Source organism: Niveispirillum sp. (assembly GCF_052437035.1).
In the GTDB taxonomy this organism is placed as follows: Bacteria; Pseudomonadota; Alphaproteobacteria; order Azospirillales; family Azospirillaceae; genus Niveispirillum.
The window spans coordinates 302,590-319,062 of sequence record NZ_JBQVOH010000004.1 but is presented as its reverse complement, the minus strand read 5'-3'; the positions used below and the strand labels follow the sequence as shown (position 1 = coordinate 319,062).

Below are 16,473 nucleotides of genomic sequence, written 5' to 3'. Positions count from 1 at the left end.
ATAAGCATAAGCGCATGCGACTTTTTTCTCACGCCTTTGCCAGGATCAGTGACACCGACGTGCCCGACAGGTCAACCGACACCGCGCCCTCGGGCAGCGTTGCCGGGTTCACCGTCAGCGACAAAGCCAGCGTTTCGCGCTTGATCGTCTCGGCATGGGTGGTCAGGGCGCCGGCGATGGTGTCCGGCACCTGGGCCGTGATGGTGATCCGGTCGGTGACCTGGAAGCCGCTATCCTTGCGCGTGGACTGCACCGCGCGCACGAAATCGCGGGCCCAGCCCTCGGCTTCCAACTCGGCATCGACGGTCACGTCCAGCATGACCACACCCTTGCCGCCGGCAAAGCGCGACGCATGCGTGCCTTCCTTGGCCTGGATGCGGATGTCGAAATCGCCGGCTTCCAGCACGACACCGGCCAGTTCGACGGTGCCGTCGCCCTTGTCGGTCCAGTTGCCCTGCTTGGAGGCGGCCATCACCTCCTTCATCTTCGGCCCGACCTTGGGACCGACGATGGCGGCGTTCACGGCCAGCTGGCGGGTGCCGACCAGCGAGATGTCGGACGACACCACCACCTGCTTCACATTCACCTCGTCCGCGACGAGCGCACCCAGCACCGTATCGAACTGGTCCTTCAACCGGTCGGCATCGGGATGGACGATGGTCAGCATGCGCAGCGGCAGGCGGATGCGCAGCTTCTTGGCCTCACGCAGCGACATGGCCGAGGCACAGATTTCCCGGACAAGGTCGATCTGGCTGGTCAGCTCATGGTCGGACGGCAGGTGCGACACGTCCGGCCAATCGGCCAGATGCACCGATGCCTCACCGGTCAATGCTGTATAAATCCGCTCCGTCACATGCGGCAGCAGGGGGGCCAGCGCCTTGGTCGCCGTCACCAGACAGGTATAGAGCGTGTCATAGGCATCACGCTTGTCCTGGCCATCGCCTTCCCCGGCCTCGCGCCAGAAACGCGAACGGGAGCGGCGGATGAACCAGTTGTTCAGCGCGTCGTAATAGCCGGTGATGATGGCATAAGCGCCCGGCAGGTCGTAGCTGTCCAGGCGGCCTTCGATGCCTTCCACCAGTTCGCGCGTCTTGGCCAGGATATAGCGGTCCAGCAGCCCCTTCTGATCGGCGCGGATCTGCCCCTTCACCTGATCGATATTGGCATAGAGCGTGAAGAAGCTGTAGGCGTTCCACAGCGGCAGCACGCCCTGACGCAGGGATTGCGCGATGCCGCGCGCATCCTTGGGCATGGCCAGATCGCCACCCACCATCAGCGGCGAGGACACCAGATACCAGCGCAGCGCGTCCGCACCCTGGTTGTTCAGCACCTCCACCGGATCGGGATAGTTGCGCAGACGCTTGGACAGCTTCTGCTTATCCTCGTCCAGCACGACGCCGTGGCAGATGACGTTCTTGAAGGGCGCGCAGTCGAACAGGGCCGTGGACAGCACCATCAACGTGTAGAACCAGCCACGGGTCTGGGCCACATATTCGACGATGAAATCGGCGGGGAAGGCGGCTTCGAACCGTTCCTTATTCTCGAACGGGTAATGCTGCTGCGCGAACGGCATGGAGCCGCTTTCGAACCAGCAATCCAGCACATCCTCCACGCGGCGCATCATCGACTGGCCGGTCGGATCGTCGGGGTTCGGGCGGACCAGATGGTCGATGGCGGGGCGGTGCAGGTCGGTGACCTTCACCCCGAAATCGCGCTCCAGTTCAGCAATCGACCCATAGACATCGATGCGCGGATAGCGCGGGTCGTCGCTGCGCCAGACCGGGATGGGCGAACCCCAGAAGCGGTTGCGGGAGATGTTCCAGTCGCGGGCATTGGCCAGCCAGTTGCCGAAGGACCCATCCTTCACATGGCCGGGCACCCAGTTGATCTGCTGCTGGTTCAGCTCGACCATCCGGTCCTTGAACTTGGAAACCTCGACGTACCAGCTGTTCACCGCCTTGTAGATCAGCGGCTGATCGGTGCGCCAGCAATGCGGGTAATTGTGCAGGTACGTCTCGTGCCGCAGCACCACGCCGCGCGCCTTCAGGTCCTGGATGATGGGCTTGTTGGCCTCGATCACGTTCAGACCGACATAGTCGGACACTTCCGCCGTGAAATTGCCGGCCACATCCACCGGCACCTTGACCGGCAGGCCATTGGCCTTGCAGACGGCCAGATCGTCTTCACCAAAGCCGGGCGCCATGTGGACGATGCCCACGCCGTCGCCGGTGGTAACAAAGTCCGCCACCAGGATCTGGTGCGCCTTTTCCAGCCCCTTGAAATAGGGGAAGATCGGCTCGTAGGTGCGGCCACGCAGGTCCTCGGCGGAGAGCGTCGATTCCTGCTCGTAGCCTTCCAGTTCCTTGGCATATTTGCCGATGGCGCTGGTGGCCAGGATCAGGCGGTCATCGCCCTTGCGCATGACCGCGTATTCGATCTCCGGCCCGATGGCCAGCGCCAGGTTGGACGGCAGGGTCCAGGGCGTGGTCGTCCAGGCCAGGATATCCAGCGGACCGGCATCGCCGTCGCGCGCATCCAGGCGGAAGCGCACGGTCAGGGCCGGGTCCTGGCGTTCGCGGTAGGAATTGTCCAGGCGCGTCTCGAAATTGGACAGCGGCGATTCCACGGCCCAGCTATAGGGCACGACGCGGTAGCCCTCATAGACCAGCCCCTTATCCCAGAGCTGTTTGAAGGCCCACATCACGCTTTCCATGAACGTGATGTCCATGGTCTTGTAATCATTCTGGAAATCTACCCAGCGGCCCTGGCGCGTGACGTAATATTCCCATTCCTGGGTAAAGCGCAGGACCGAGACCTGGCAGTGGGCGTTGAACTTGTCGATGCCGTATTTCAGGATGTCATGACGCCCGGAAACGCCCAGTTCCTTTTCCGACTGCAATTCCGCCGGCAGGCCGTGGCAGTCCCAGCCGAAGCGGCGTTCCACCTTGCGGCCCTTCATGGTCTGATACCGCGGCACCAGATCCTTCACGAAGCCCGTGACCAGATGGCCATAGTGGGGCAGGCCGTTGGCGAACGGCGGGCCGTCATAGAAGACGAATTCATTATGCTTGCCGTCCTTTTCCAGCGGGCGGAAATCGACCGAGCGCTGGAAAACCGCGTTCTCCTTCCAAATCCGCTGCACCTCTTCCTCGATCCGGGGAAAGTCCGGGTTGGGTTCGGCGGCGGGATAGGGCTGGAAGGTCTCATTGGACGCGGTCATGGGACACCATCTCGTTGGCAATGCCCGCACGGGGCACGGATCAGTATCCGCACCCGTGGGAAACTCTCATGTAACCATCGGGGCGGGCGCTGTCCAGAACGGGCGGGCGCAAGGCACGCCTGCCCCTTTCCCATAAGGCCGCTTGATCAGGTGTCGTCTTCATCTTATTAGTATTACTAATTGCCCGACGAGGCAGCCGGGCAACGATAGCGGGGAGGCGGCAATGGGCTTGGGTGAATGGGGTCAGGGGAACCGGGAGATGGCGCCTGTGTCGCGTCGGCAGCTTCTGGCCGGTGCGGGGAGCGCCGTTCTGATGCCCCTGTTGAACCCCGCGGAGGCGGCGGGTGCCCCCATTGATCTGGCCCAGGGCGCCATGCCCAGCAGCAGCCGTCTGTCGGAAGTCTCCGACCTGGAGGCCCTGCTGCGCACCAGCGTGCCGGCGGGGTCAAAGGATGGGGCCAGCGGCATGTGGGAGGTCTGGGAAACCGGACCGGAGCCGCATTGGATCGACCTGACCTGGGCGGAACCGGTCACCACGGACCGGGTGGAGATTTACTGGGGCGGGAACACGCCGCCACGTACCGCCCGGCTGCTCTACTGGGACAAGGACCGGTTCGTACCGGTGGCTGCATCGGCGGCCTTGGGCCGGGAGCCGGACCGGTTCAATATCCATAGTTTCGAGCCGGTGCGCACCGACCGTCTGCGCCTGGAGATTGAGGGGGAGACACGCAAGGCAGTGGGCATCCGGCGATGGCGCGTGCTCAATGCCGGGCCGGTACCCAGCATTCCGCCGGTAGTGGAGGCGGGGATCGACCGGACGGTCGTGATGGGTGGTGCGACATATCTGGCGGCGCGCGCCGGTTGGCTGCGCCGGGGGCCGGGCGATGATCTGCGCTGGAGCAAGGTTAGCGGGCCGGGTGAGGTGAGTTTTGCCGATCCCGCTGCGGTGGAGACCACGGCCCGCTTTTCTGAGATCGGTGACTACACGCTGCGCCTGACCGGCACCGCCGCCGGGCGCGAGGCATCGGATGAACTGCGCGTCCGGGTCGTGGCGCCGCCGCCGGCCAAACGGCTGGATGTCGTCTATACAACGCCCTATGCCCTGACCAGTCCATTCTGGCGGGCGCGGGCGCGTTCCCTGATCGTCAACTGGATCCCGCATTGCATCGCCTATTGCGAACGCGCCGACCTGCCCACGGGCCAGGGCGGCATCGATAATTTCGTGGAGGCCGCCAAGGCCCTGCGGGGGCAGCCGCACGGTCCCCATCTGGGCTATGTCTTCTCCAACGCCTGGGTCCACCAGACGGTGGAATCCATCTGTCTGGCCCTGATGGTCGATCCGCAGGGCGATGAGGGCATGCTAGCCGCACAAGCGCAGATGCGCGCCACCCTGGAACGCTGGATACCCATCATCCTGGCGGCACAGGAACCGGACGGGTATTTGCAGACGGCATATACCCTGGCCGACCGTGCCAAGTGGGCCGAGCGTTGGTCGCCGCGCAACCGTGGTGACCATGAAGGCTATGTCGCCGGTTACTTCATCGAATCGGCCATCAACCATTACACCCTGACAGGCGGGCGCGACCGCCGCCTGTATGATGCAGCCAAGAAACTGTCGGATTGCTGGGTCGCCAATATCGGGCCGGGAAAGAAACCCTGGTATGACGGGCACCAGCAGATGGAACAGGCGCTGGTCCGGTTCGGCCGCTTCGTCAATGATGTGGAGGGCGGGGGACGCGGCGATGCCTATGTGGCGCTGGCCCGCTTCCTGACCGATCAGCGCCGGGGCGGCGCCCGCTATGATCAGAGCCACCTGCCCGCCGTGAAACAGTATGAGGCCGTGGGCCATGCCGTGCGCGCCGTCTATTTCTACTCGGGGATGGCCGATATCGCGGCGCAAACGGGTGACGTGGATTACCAGAGTGCTGTCGCCTCGCTCTGGGACAATATGGTCAACCGCAAATACTATGTCACCGGCGGGGTCGGCAGCGGCGATACGGCGGAAGGGTTCGGCGCCGATTACGGCATGCGCCATGATGCCTATTGCGAAAGCTGTTCGTCCTGCGGGCTGGTCTTCTTCCAGTACAAGATGAACCTTGCCTATCACGATGCCCGCTACGCCGATCTCTATGAGGAGACGATGTATAATGCCCTGCTGGGCGGCGTGGATCTGGAGGGGAAAAGCTTCTGCTACACCAACCCGCTGGCAGGCACGGAGCGGGCGAAATGGCATGTCTGCCCCTGCTGTGTGGGTAACATCCCCCGCACCCTGCTGATGATGCCCACCTGGGCCTATGCGAAACAGGCGGACGCGCTGTACGTCAACCTGTTCGTGGGCAGCCGGATCAATGTGGGCAAAGTTGCCGGCACCGAGGTGGAGATGGTGCAGGAGACGGACTATCCCTGGGCCGGGGCGGTGGCGGTCACCGTCAATCCTGCCCGCAAGGCCCGCTTCGCCCTGCATGTCCGCGTGCCCGACCGGGCGACCAGCACGCTATACAGCGCCAGCCCGGCGATCAGCGGCCTGTCGGCGCTGTCCGTTAATGGCAAGCCGGTGACGCCCATTATCCGCAATGGCTATGCCGTGATCGAGCGGGAATGGAAGCGCGGGGACAAGGTGACGTTCGAGCTTCCTCTGGCGGTGCAACGGGTGACGGCGCGGGCGGAGGTGGAGGCGACGCGGGGGCAGGTGGCCCTACGCTATGGCCCCCTGGTCTATTCCGTCGAAACCGCCGATCAGCCCAACATCGCTGGCCCCATCGGCGGTGGGCCGTTGTCGGCAGTGTGGCGGGGTGATCTGCTGGGGGGTGTCATGGCCATTGAGGGGGCGTGGCGTGACGGCAATGCCCTGCGCGCCGTGCCCTACTATGCCCGCATGAACCGCACCGGGGAACCCGTGCGGGAGTTCCCCACCGCCGATGGCGGCATGCCGCAGGTGGAAGAGGCCGAGCGCAAGGCCCGGGCGCAGGCGTCAAAGGTCTGGATCGGGGTATAGAGGGCTTAATCTGCGGCTACGGTCTGTCAGGTGTTCATAAAAAACACCTGACAGATTCTAATCCGGTAGCAGCATGACCAGACGCAGGTCGGGTCTGGTTTCAACCGACAGGGTCATCTGACGATAGCGCCGAAGGCCATGGACGGGATGTTGAAACAGCCGTTCGCCCCCTTCCCGCCCCCTTATATCGGCCCCGGCCCAGCGGGCGGCGAATTCGGCACTGCCGGCGCGCAGTTCGGCGATCAGGGCGGTCAGCCCCGTATCAGCCAAATGCCGGCCATGATCGACCCGGAATTCGGCTAGCACGCGGGCCGCGCGGCCTGGCCAATCCACCAGCAGCTTCTTCGCCGCCGGGTCCAGGAACAGATAGCGCAGCAGATTATGCGGACCCGGCCCGTCCAACCAGCCCGCGAACAGGTCCGCCGCCGCCACGTTCCACGCCAGCAGGTCCAGGCGGTGATCCAGCGCATAGGCCGGTACCGCGATAGCGGCCACCGCATCGCGCAGGCGGGCACAGGTCCCGCCATCATCCTGTCCGGGATCGGGCTGCCGTGGGTCGCGACGGCCCGAAAGCTGGAACAGATAGGCCCGTTCCGCCCCCGTCAGGCGCAGGGTGCGGGCCAGCCGGTCCAGCGCCTGGGGCGAGGCCTGGATATCACGCCCCTGTTCCAGCCAGGTCAGCCAAGTGGCGCTGATCCCGGCATCGGCGGCCACTTCCTCCCGCCGCAGGCCGGCGGTGCGCCGCCGCCCCGTCACGGCCAGCCCCAGCACCGCCGGGTCCAGCCGCCCGCGCCGGTCGCGCAGAAAGGCACCCAGCAGGTGACGCTGGTCGGCGGCGGGATCCTCAAAGGGCGGGATGGGCAACTTCATAGGGGTATTCATACCAGTATAAGTGCTTATCTTGTACCCCCCTTTGGTCGGGCGTAATCAGGAGGAACCCCACCCGACGACAGGAACCCCGGCCATGAATGCCCAGCCCGACAGCCAGCATGACCTTGTCACACAGCAGTTCGGTCCCCGTGCCGATGCCTATGTCAACAGCCCCACCCATGCCGCCGGCCCCGACCTTACGGCGCTGCAATCGCTGCTGCGGGCCGCACCTGTGGCGGATTTCCTCGATCTTGGCTGCGGCGGCGGGCATGTCAGCTTCCACGCCGCCCCCTTCGCGGAACGGGTCACCGCCTATGATCTGTCGGATGCCATGCTGACGGCGGTGGCGGCAGGTGCCGCGCAACGCGGGCTTGCCAACATCACCACCCGTCAGGGCCGGGCAGAAGTTCTGCCCTTTGCCGATGCCAGCTTCGACATGGTGGTCAGCCGGTACAGCGCCCATCACTGGCGCCATGTCGCCCCCGCCATGGCCGAGGCGGCACGCGTGCTGCGGCCCGGCGGCATCTGCGTGATGATGGATGTGTACGCGCCTGCCGATCCCTTGCTGGACACCCACCTCCAGACCATCGAAATGGTGCGCGACCCCAGCCATGTGCGCAACTACAGCCTGGCCGAATGGCGGTCGCTGCTGTCCGCCGCCGGCCTGACGCCGCAAGTGCCGCAGACCTTCCGCCTGCCGCTGGGTTTCCAGTCCTGGGTGGACCGGATCAACACCCCGGCTAGCCATCGCCCGGCCCTTCTGTCTTTGCAGGCTGGGTCGGCGGCGGAGGTGAAGGAGCATTTCGCCATCCAGCCGGATGGCAGCTTCACCCTGGACACGATGCTGATCATTTCCGTTAAGGAAAAATCCGCGCTTGCCTCTTGACTCCGGCGGCGGAGCGGCGATCTGATAAAACATGATCATCCCGTCGCAGCCAGCACCGCCGCTGCCCACCGCGCAACCGGCCCCCACCAACCCGCAGAACAATGCGGCGCTGGCGACGGCTGGCCTGTTGGCACAAAAGGTGGCTAAGCCCACCGAAACCCAGACCCGCCGCGCCGCCACCGCCGTGGCGCGGGGGGAGGCGGCACGCGAAGGCACCGGCAGCAGCTTTGTGGGCCGCGCCTTCGACAATGAAGCCGCCGCCGTGGAGGCCCGCACCAACCAGCAGCCCCCGCGCGGACGCGGCGACAAGCTGGACCTAAGCGTCTAAGCGATAAGGTTAATCCGCCGCGCGCTGCATCAGGCGCCGTGTCTCTGCCGGGTCGGTGGAAAGCGGAATGGTGAAGCTGGCGATGGTGCCGCGGCCAGGATTGCTTTCCAGTTTCAGTTCGCCGCCATGGCGCAGGACCAGATCGCGGACCAGCGTCAGGCCCAGGCCGGTACCGGTTTCGCCCTGCGTTCCCGGTCGGCTGGCCTTGGGACCGCCGCGCAGGGCCAGTTCCAGCTGCGCCGGCTCCATGCCGACCCCCTTATCGGTGACAGCCACCTCCAGCCGGTCGCCCAGGGCGCGGCTGGTCACATGCACTACGCCGCCCTGGTGGCTGAACTTCACGGCATTCATCATCAGATTGCGCAGCACCGCCAGGATCATGGTGCGGTCGGCCAGGACCCAGCGGTCACCGGCGGCATCCAGGATGGTAATCTCCTTGGCCTGGGCGGCGGACGCTACATCGCGGATGGAATCGCTCACCACCTCGCGCATGGGGAAGATGGTGGGGGCGAACGGCGTGCCCGACATCTGCACCCGCGACCATTGCAGCAGGTTCTCCAGCAGCTCGAACACCTTGCGCGCCATTTCATGGACGGTGCGGGCGAAATCCGCCACCTCTTCCGGCTTCATCTTTGGCGCGTGATCGGCCAATTCCTGGGTCATGCCCAGCATGGAATTGAACGGCCCGCGCAGATCATGCGAGATCAGGGAGAAGAAGCGTGTCTTCTCCCGGTTCAGGAAGTCCAGTTCATCATGGGCGGCGCGAAGGTCGGCCAGGGCGCGTTCGGCTTCTGCGCGCGCCTCGCGTTCCGCCACGGCGGCCGTGTCGCGCACGGCCAGCGCCCGCAGCATCAGACGCCGCGCCACGAACACCACCACCAGAACCGCCGCCACGAAACCTGCGACAGAGATCAGTACATCCGTGAGGATCGGCAGCAGGGAGGCACCAGGGGGGGCGACATATACAACGCGCCAGGGCGCCTGCTTCAACGGGATCGCCACAATATGGCTGTTGAAGAAGCCGTGGCTGATCATGCCATCGGGCCCGGCCTCCAGGCTGGCGCCGGACGGCAGGATGTCGATGATGCTGCGGGGCAGCGGCTTTTCCTGATTGCGGGAGGAGCCGGTGATGACATTGCCCGCCTGATCCACCAGCAGCAGCATGCTTTCCACCCGCTGCACCGCGCCCAGCGCATCACGCAGGCCGGCGACGGGGATATCGATGCCCAGTGCCCCCGCATAGCGCCCCTGCAGGGTCAGGGGCAGAGCCAGCATGGCGCTGTCGGGGAAATCGCCTTCACGGCCCGACAGTGTCCAGACAGGCCCGGCCATCGGATTGGCGGCGGGGGCGGCATTCACGAAGGCCGGCAGCGTGCCCACCTGCGACAGCAGATCGGCCTGACGGCTTTCCACCCAGGGGTGGATGGCCAGCATGCCCGACAGGGAGGCATAGACCAGCCGCCGCGCCTCCGGCACCACCTTCTGCGTGACGGCCATCAGCGGCAGAAGCTGCACGGCCATGGCCGCCTCCTGCCGCCATCCGGCCTCGTCTGGGCGGGACAGTACGGGATTGGCGGGTATATCGCCGGACGGCAGGGCCGCGATATTGCCGATCTGATCCACCAGATAGGGTGGGGGCAGCCGGTCCAGGGAATAGCCCTGCCTGGCATCGCCACGCGGATTGCTGGCCAGGAACGCGGTCAGAAGGCTGCTGGCGGGCACATCCTCGGGCGCGGGAAATTCGGCATAGAAGAATTCGGCGCGCTGACGCAGCGCCTCCAGATGGCCGACCGCCACCCGCATCTGCATATCCAGCGAACCGGCGCGGGTGCGGATCTGGCCATTCATCGCCGTTTCAAAGGCGCGGATACGCTCGCTGGCATGCGACCATAACAGGACGGCCCCCAGCATGACGCCGGCCAACAGGGCAAGAATCAGCATGCGGTCCGCATGCGCCGCCCCCGACAATGCCGTTCGCCAGCCCTTCCCCGCCACCTGCACCGCCCCTGGTCCGAATATCGCCTGCACAGGCCGAAACCTATGGCCGGAAAGGCATTTGCGGCCTCCGGCGAACTATCCCATCAGTGGTAACACCAAGTGCGGGGCAGGGGCAACGCGGCTACCGGGCAGGACCCTGGATTTCCGCAGGCTCCCCGCCATCCGATGGGCACCACATACGGGGCGATGAATTTTTTTCGAACGAAAGCGCTTGACACCCGGCCCGCAGCTCTCTATCACCGCGCTCCACGAGAGGGGCGCGTAGCTCAGGGGTTAGAGCACTCGCCTGATAAGCGAGAGGTCGGTGGTTCGATTCCACCCGCGCCCACCATCCCCTCCCGGATGTGAAATCGTTGAAGCGAAAGCTTCCAGTGCGACAAGGGCCGGCTGCAAAGCCGGCCTTTCGCATTTCTGGCCTGCGGCATCACCCGCCGCCGCCGGCGAAGGTCGGGCTTCCCCGCCGCCGCCGCCATGCCCATGTGAAGGGCAATCGATCAATCACGACAGACAGGTGGCCCGATGGCCCGATTGCCTTCCATCTTTATCTCCCATGGCTCGCCCATGCTGGCCCTGGAACCCGAAGCCCCCGCCCACCGCTTCCTGAAGGGGCTGGGCGGCATGGTGGAGCGGCCAAAGGCCATTCTGGCCGTCTCGGCCCATTGGGAGACGACACGGCCCGCCCTGTCCCTGTCGCCCCGTCCCGCGACCATCCATGACTTCCGGGGCTTCCCGCCGGCCCTGTTTGCCATGCAGTATCCCGCCCCCGGTGCGCCGGCCCTGGCGGAACGTGCGGCGGGCCTTCTGGCGGCACAGGGATTGGAGCCGGCACTGGTAGCCGACCGTGGGCTGGACCACGGCGCTTGGACGCCGCTCAGCCTCGCCTGGCCCGATGCCGATATCCCCGTCACCCAACTGTCGGTACAGCCGCACCTGTCCGCCGCCCACCACGCCACCGTGGGCGCGGCCCTGCGCCCCCTGCGGGACGAGGGGGTGCTGATCCTGGGATCAGGCAGCTTCAGCCATAATCTGATGGAATTCCGGGGCCAGGACCCCGATGCGCCGTCGCCCGCCTGGGTGACGGTCTTTGCCGACTGGATGCGTCAGGCGCTGCTGGAAGGCCGCCAGGGTGATCTTCTGGCCTGGGACCGGCTGGCACCAGAGGCGCGGCGCAACCACCCCACGCCCGAACATCTCTGGCCCCTCTACAGCGCGCTGGGTGCCGCCACACCGGGCATCCCGGCCCGCCTGCTGCACAGCAGTACCGACCGCGCCATCCTGGCCATGGATGCGTTTGCGTTTGACTGAGTGAACATAAACAAAAATGGGGCGACCGATCCTACGACCGGCCGCCCCTTTCCCATCTTATATCTATAAGGCTTACTCAGCCGACAGCACGCCGCGTTCCACCTGATCGCGTTCGATGCTTTCGAACAGGGCGCGGAAATTGCCCTCGCCGAAGCCGTCATCGCCCTTGCGCTGAATGATCTCGAAGAAGATCGGGCCGATCACCGTGCTGGTGAAGATCTGCAGCAGCAGACCGCCGCCGGGCGCGCCATCCAGCAGGATGCCACGGGCCCGCAGCTCTTCCGTCGGCTGGCCATGGCCGGGCAGACGCTCTTCCAGCATATCATAATAGGTGCCGGGCGGCGGCGTCATGAAGGTGACGCCGTTGGCCTTCAGCGCGTCAAAGGTCTTGATGATGTCGTTGGTCGACAGGGCGATATGCTGGATGCCTTCGCCCTTATATTCGCGCAGATATTCCTCGATCTGGTCGACACGGCCTTCGACGCCGGCACTCTCATTGATCGGGATGCGGATCTTGCCGCAGGGTGCGGTCAGCGCCCGGCTTTTCAGACCGGTCAGCTTGCCTTCGATGTCGAAGTAGCGGATCTGCCGGAAGCTGAACAGCTTGGCATAGAAATCGTACCAATGATCCATGCGGCCACGATGGACATTGTGGGTCAGGTGATCAACCTCCACCAGACCACAGCCGACCGGGTTCTGATCCACGCCATCAACGGGCACGAAGTCGATATCATAGATGGAGGCGGCGGACCGGTGGCGGTCCACCAGATAAATCAGACTGCCGCCGATACCCTCGATGGCCGGAATGTTCAGTTCCATCGGGCCGACAGAACCCTTTACATCCTTGGCACCCAGTTCCAGGGCGCGGCGGTGGGCAAACGCGGCATCCTTCACGCGGAAGGCCATGGCGCAGGCGCTGGGCCCATGGTCGCGCGCAAACTGCTGCGCCATGCTGTCCTTCTCGCCATTGACGATGAAGTTGATGCCGCCCTGGCGGTACAGGGTTACATTCTTCGACCGGTGGTGGGCCACCTTGGTGAAGCCCAGGACGGTGAACAGGCTGTCCAGCGCCGCCGTATCCTCAGCCGTATATTCCACGAATTCAAAGCCGTCCGTGCCCATGGGATTGTCCCACAGATCGCCCACGATCTGGCCGTTTTCCACGCGCGCCGTGCCGCCGTCCGCCATCTTGATCTCCTGTGAAAATCTATCGGTTGGGGAATTGTTTCCATGATAGGGCCGAAGGCCGGGGCATGTCCTTGCGAACTGTCCCCGGAATCTGGCAGTGTCGGGTGAGAAATTGCGCCAATCCACCAATCAGGGGCAGAATATGGGCAGTGTTGGTTTGGACGCAGCAGATATCCGCATACTTACTGCATTGCAGCGCAATGGCCGCCTGTCCAATGTCGATCTGGCCGATCAGGTGGGATTGTCGCCCAGCCCCTGCCTGCGCCGGGTGCGCGACCTGGAGGAACAGGGCTATATCCAGGGCTACACCGCCATCCTGGACCGCAAGAAGCTGGGCATGGGTGTCGTCGCCTTTGTCGAGGTGAAGATCGACCAGAATGCCGAAGGCGACGCCGATTTCCGGCGCGGCATTCTACTGCTGCCAGAGGTCATCTCCTGCTTCGTGATGACCGGCACCATGGATTACCTGTTGCAGGTTATCGTGGAGGATCTGGACAGTTTCGCCGACCTGTCGATGCGCAAACTTCTGTCGATCAAGGGGGTGAAGGAGGTGCGGTCCAGCTTTGTGCTGGATGTGGTCAAGCACTCCACCGCCGTGCCATTGCCGAAACCAACCTGATCAAGGCAGGATGTGGCGTCAGGTCGGCCCAATCTGACGAAGAAATTGCGGAGAACCCCCACTACCCCAGCACATCCGCAAGGAAATGCCCCGCCCCTGGCGCTATGATGGTTTCCAACAATTCCCACATGATTTGGGGAGGAAGCCATGAACCAGACCAACGCGCCCGCCAGCGACTTTGCCTCGCGCGTCACCGACAGCGGCAAGACCGACACGGCGCTGCGCGGCGATTACAGCCATGTACAGCCTGACTTCACCATCGACCAGGGCTGGGACGCCTATACCAGCGCCGACCACGCCATGTGGCGGACGCTTTATGACCGGCAATCGGCCCTGCTGCCGCGCTATGCCGCCCCGGAATTCCTGGAAGGCTTGACCCGCCTGGATGTGCGTAACGGTATCCCGGATTTCCGCCGCGCGTCAGAGGTGCTGGACAAGGCCACAGGCTGGACCCTGGTGGCGGTGCCGGGCCTGATCCCGGAGCGAGAATTCTTTGAACATCTGGCTGCCCGGCGCTTCCCGGTCACCAACTGGATCCGCAAGCCCGAAGAGATGGATTATCTGGTCGAGCCGGATGTGTTCCATGATTTCTTCGGCCATGTGCCGCTGCTGACCCATCCGGTCTTTGCCGATTATCTTCAGGCCTACGGTATCGGCGGGGCCAAGGCCATTGCGCTCAACGGCCAGGAACATCTGGCCCGGCTCTACTGGTACATGGTCGAATTCGGCCTGATCAACACCAAGGACGGCTTGCGCGCCTATGGCGCCGGCATGCTGTCATCGCGCGGGGAGACGCAGTTTTGCATCGAAAGCCCGTCGCCCAATCGCATCGGCTTCGATCTGGAACGCGTGATGCGTACCCAGTACCGGATCGATGACTATCAGCAGACCTATTTCGTGCTGGACAGCTACGAACAGCTGATGAACGCCACGGCGGTGGATTTCACCCCGCTCTATGCAAGGCTGCGTGAGCTGCCGCCCATCGGCCCGACAGAGGTCCTGCCCACCGACCGCGTCTTCACCCTGGGCACCCAGGGGGAGGGGCACAAGGCGGCGTAAGGGTTGTTTGCGACGGTGGGGTTACCCTCACCCTTCCATTGGCTGCCGCCAATGGGCCCCTCCCTCTCCCACGTTCGTGGGCGAGGGGTGAAATTTAGCCCCTCGCCCGCTTGCGGGAGAGGGAGGGGCCCAAGCCGGAAGGCTTGGGAGGGTGAGGGAACGACGCAACCCTAGCGCCGGAACCAGCCGACCAGTTCCATATGGGCCGACCACAGGAACTGATCCACGGGCCAGATATCGGTCAGGCGGTAGCCACCCTGGATCAGCAGTTCGGCATCACGCGCGAAGCTGACGGGGTTGCACGACACGCCCACGACGGCGGGCACGGTAGAGGCAGCGATCTCTGCCGCCTGCGCCTGCGCGCCGGCGCGCGGCGGGTCGAACACGACGGCCTGGAACCGGTTCAGGTCATAGGGGGTCAGCGGATCGCGGAACAGGTCGCGCTTTTCCGCCGTCACCTTGCCGCCCAACTGCCGCGCCCCGCCCATCAGGCTGTTATAGGCCGTGGGATCGCCTTCGACCGCATGCACCTTGGCCTTGGTGGCCAGGGGGAAGGTGAAGGTGCCGCTGCCCGCGAACAGGTCGGCGATCATTTCTGCTTCGCCCACCCCGGCCAGGGTAGCCGCGACCAGGGCCTGTTCGCCCTGCTTGCTGGCCTGAAGGAAGGCGCCGGGCGCGGGGGAGACACTGACGGCGCCAAAACCCAGCAGACCCGTACGGCGGAACGCAATAGGCTCGGCCGGCTGGCCCTCCCGCGCGCGCCAGGACAGGCGGGCTAAATCCTGGGAAGCCGCGAAGTCCGTCAGATGTTCCAGGGTGCGCAGGTCGGGCCGCGACAGACCTTCCAGCACCAGATCCACCCCGTCATCCAGCAGGGTCAGCGCTACATCGATCGATTGACCATCAGCCAGCAGCGGGGCCAGCGCATCACGCAGCGGGGCGACCACCGCCAGCAGCTTCGGTGCCAGGACGGTACAGTCCGACAGATCGACTAGCCGGTGGGAATGCGCCTCGTTAAAGCCCAGCCACACCCGGTTGCCCCGGCGCACGGCATTCATGACGGCGCGCCGCCGGCTGCCCACGGGCGTGCGGGCCACGGGATGCAGCGTGACGCCATCGCCCAGCAGGCCGCAGCGCGACAGGACGGTGGTCAGCGCCTCCAGCTTCCATGTCTCGTAGGTCGCATCATCCATATGCTGTGCGACACAGCCGCCGCAGCTGCCGAAATGGGTGCAGGCCGGATCGGTGCGGCCCTTGCCTTCCTCCAGCAGGGAGACGGGAACTCCTTCCCAGCCATCGCCACGATGGGCCCCGAACTTCACCATCAGCCGGTCACCGACCAGCGTCTGCGGCACATAAAGCCGGTGGCCCTGCCATTCCGCTAACCCGTCACCGCGCCCGCCGACACGGGTGATGGAGACCTCTACCGGGCCGCGCGTGGGCGGTTCGGGGGCGGGACGCTGGGCGGGGCGGCGGGGGGCTTGTCTGCGGGGTGGCATTGGTACGGTTCCGAAATATTATAATCTGGCCGGTTTTATTTCGATTGCGAAATAAAAGGCCGCCATGGGGCGTCCGTGGCCTGGATCAATCCTTATCAGGGCATAGGGGGGCCGTGCGGATTTGGCAAGAAGTGTACGCGAAAGGATGCTAGAAGGTGGGCATCATTTATTCTTGCCCGGAAGGGAGCCGAACCCATGTCCGAACCCAATACCAGCGCTGCCGAGCAGCTTTTCGAAAAGGCCCTCGATGTGGCCGAAAAGCACCTGGAAGCAGCCATGAAGGAGGGCGGCGCCCTTTCCGGTTATGTCGCCATCGCCATGATCGAAGCCGCCGTCAACCAGGCCGTGGAAGAGACCAGCCACACCGACGTTGCCGACATGCTGCGCGATCTGGCTGACCAGATCGAAGCCGACGCCGAGGAAGGCGACGACGAGTAATCGTCCCGCCGGCTTTCGGGCATGCCTCACGAAAAACCCCGCTGGGCGACCGGCGGGGTTTTTCTTTT

At 64.7% G+C, this 16,473-nt stretch carries 12 protein-coding genes and 1 tRNA gene; 8 read left to right on the top strand and 5 right to left on the bottom strand.

Annotated elements, in window-relative coordinates; translation table 11 throughout:
* Positions 1–28: 28 nt before the first annotated feature.
* Positions 29–3,220 (bottom strand): isoleucine--tRNA ligase, encoded by a 3,192-nt coding sequence (gene ileS / locus ACT6Q8_RS13295; RefSeq protein WP_444732728.1) that lies wholly within the window; start codon positions 3,218–3,220, stop codon positions 29–31.
* A 259-nt stretch (positions 3,221–3,479) separates the two neighbouring features.
* Between ileS and ACT6Q8_RS13290 the strand changes: the two genes are divergently transcribed.
* Positions 3,480–6,215, top strand: a complete 2,736-nt coding sequence (locus ACT6Q8_RS13290; RefSeq protein ID WP_444732729.1) for a glycoside hydrolase family 127 protein — start codon at positions 3,480–3,482, stop codon at positions 6,213–6,215.
* Positions 6,216–6,272: 57 nt separating this feature from the next.
* Here the strand turns inward: ACT6Q8_RS13290 and ACT6Q8_RS13285 are convergent, their stop codons facing one another.
* Positions 6,273–7,085, bottom strand: a complete 813-nt coding sequence (locus ACT6Q8_RS13285) for a helix-turn-helix transcriptional regulator (protein ID WP_444732730.1) — start codon at positions 7,083–7,085, stop codon at positions 6,273–6,275.
* 94 nt (positions 7,086–7,179) lie between these two features.
* On the opposite strand from ACT6Q8_RS13285, the gene ACT6Q8_RS13280 reads away from it, so the two are divergent.
* Both ACT6Q8_RS13280 and ACT6Q8_RS13275 read left to right on the top strand, forming a co-directional pair.
* A complete protein-coding gene (locus ACT6Q8_RS13280; RefSeq protein ID WP_444732731.1) occupies positions 7,180–7,971 on the top strand; it encodes a class I SAM-dependent methyltransferase in 792 nt (263 codons plus the stop codon).
* Positions 7,972–8,002: 31 nt separating this feature from the next.
* Positions 8,003–8,299: a hypothetical protein gene (locus ACT6Q8_RS13275; RefSeq protein WP_054168585.1), complete on the top strand. Its 297-nt coding sequence runs from the start codon at positions 8,003–8,005 to the stop codon at positions 8,297–8,299.
* Positions 8,300–8,308: 9 nt separating this feature from the next.
* Here the strand turns inward: ACT6Q8_RS13275 and ACT6Q8_RS13270 are convergent, their stop codons facing one another.
* Positions 8,309–10,240: an ATP-binding protein gene (locus ACT6Q8_RS13270; RefSeq protein ID WP_156344646.1), complete on the bottom strand. Its 1,932-nt coding sequence runs from the start codon at positions 10,238–10,240 to the stop codon at positions 8,309–8,311.
* Positions 10,241–10,552: 312 nt separating this feature from the next.
* Between ACT6Q8_RS13270 and ACT6Q8_RS13265 the strand changes: the two genes are divergently transcribed.
* Together ACT6Q8_RS13265 and ACT6Q8_RS13260 are read left to right on the top strand one after the other, a co-directional pair.
* Positions 10,553–10,628: transfer RNA gene (locus ACT6Q8_RS13265), tRNA-Ile, on the top strand.
* 188 nt (positions 10,629–10,816) lie between these two features.
* Positions 10,817–11,602 (top strand): dioxygenase family protein, encoded by a 786-nt coding sequence (locus ACT6Q8_RS13260; RefSeq protein WP_444732732.1) that lies wholly within the window; start codon positions 10,817–10,819, stop codon positions 11,600–11,602.
* A gap of 72 nt (positions 11,603–11,674) precedes the next feature.
* Here ACT6Q8_RS13260 and hppD read toward each other — a convergent pair whose 3' ends face one another.
* Positions 11,675–12,790: a 4-hydroxyphenylpyruvate dioxygenase gene (gene hppD / locus ACT6Q8_RS13255; protein ID WP_444732733.1), complete on the bottom strand. Its 1,116-nt coding sequence runs from the start codon at positions 12,788–12,790 to the stop codon at positions 11,675–11,677.
* A gap of 97 nt (positions 12,791–12,887) precedes the next feature.
* Between hppD and ACT6Q8_RS13250 the strand changes: the two genes are divergently transcribed.
* On the top strand, positions 12,888–13,409 hold the full coding sequence (locus tag ACT6Q8_RS13250) for an Lrp/AsnC family transcriptional regulator (protein ID WP_444732734.1): 522 nt from the start codon (positions 12,888–12,890) through the stop codon (positions 13,407–13,409).
* Between the two features lie 147 nt (positions 13,410–13,556).
* On the top strand, positions 13,557–14,468 hold the full coding sequence (gene phhA / locus ACT6Q8_RS13245) for a phenylalanine 4-monooxygenase (protein ID WP_444732735.1): 912 nt from the start codon (positions 13,557–13,559) through the stop codon (positions 14,466–14,468).
* 170 nt (positions 14,469–14,638) lie between these two features.
* Here phhA and ACT6Q8_RS13240 read toward each other — a convergent pair whose 3' ends face one another.
* Positions 14,639–15,967, bottom strand: coding sequence for a class I SAM-dependent RNA methyltransferase (locus ACT6Q8_RS13240; RefSeq protein ID WP_444732736.1), 1,329 nt, complete (start codon positions 15,965–15,967; stop codon positions 14,639–14,641).
* Positions 15,968–16,162: 195 nt separating this feature from the next.
* Here ACT6Q8_RS13240 and ACT6Q8_RS13235 point away from each other — a divergent pair, with 195 nt between their 5' ends.
* A complete protein-coding gene (locus tag ACT6Q8_RS13235; protein WP_054168580.1) occupies positions 16,163–16,405 on the top strand; it encodes a hypothetical protein in 243 nt (80 codons plus the stop codon).
* Positions 16,406–16,473 lie beyond the last annotated feature (68 nt).

Excerpts from the sequence above, each read along its gene's own strand:
- ileS (WP_444732728.1), bottom strand. The coding sequence starts at position 3,220 with ATGACCGCGTCCAATGAGACCTTCCAGCCCTATCCCGCCGCCGAACCC.
- ACT6Q8_RS13290 (WP_444732729.1), top strand. The coding sequence starts at position 3,480 with ATGGCGCCTGTGTCGCGTCGGCAGCTTCTGGCCGGTGCGGGGAGCGCC.
- ACT6Q8_RS13285 (WP_444732730.1), bottom strand. The coding sequence starts at position 7,085 with ATGAAGTTGCCCATCCCGCCCTTTGAGGATCCCGCCGCCGACCAGCGT.
- ACT6Q8_RS13280 (WP_444732731.1), top strand. The coding sequence starts at position 7,180 with ATGAATGCCCAGCCCGACAGCCAGCATGACCTTGTCACACAGCAGTTC.
- ACT6Q8_RS13275 (WP_054168585.1), top strand. The coding sequence starts at position 8,003 with ATGATCATCCCGTCGCAGCCAGCACCGCCGCTGCCCACCGCGCAACCG.
- ACT6Q8_RS13270 (WP_156344646.1), bottom strand. The coding sequence starts at position 10,240 with ATGCTGATTCTTGCCCTGTTGGCCGGCGTCATGCTGGGGGCCGTCCTG.
- ACT6Q8_RS13260 (WP_444732732.1), top strand. The coding sequence starts at position 10,817 with ATGGCCCGATTGCCTTCCATCTTTATCTCCCATGGCTCGCCCATGCTG.
- hppD (WP_444732733.1), bottom strand. The coding sequence starts at position 12,790 with ATGGCGGACGGCGGCACGGCGCGCGTGGAAAACGGCCAGATCGTGGGC.
- phhA (WP_444732735.1), top strand. The coding sequence starts at position 13,557 with ATGAACCAGACCAACGCGCCCGCCAGCGACTTTGCCTCGCGCGTCACC.
- ACT6Q8_RS13240 (WP_444732736.1), bottom strand. The coding sequence starts at position 15,967 with ATGCCACCCCGCAGACAAGCCCCCCGCCGCCCCGCCCAGCGTCCCGCC.
- ACT6Q8_RS13235 (WP_054168580.1), top strand. The coding sequence starts at position 16,163 with ATGTCCGAACCCAATACCAGCGCTGCCGAGCAGCTTTTCGAAAAGGCC.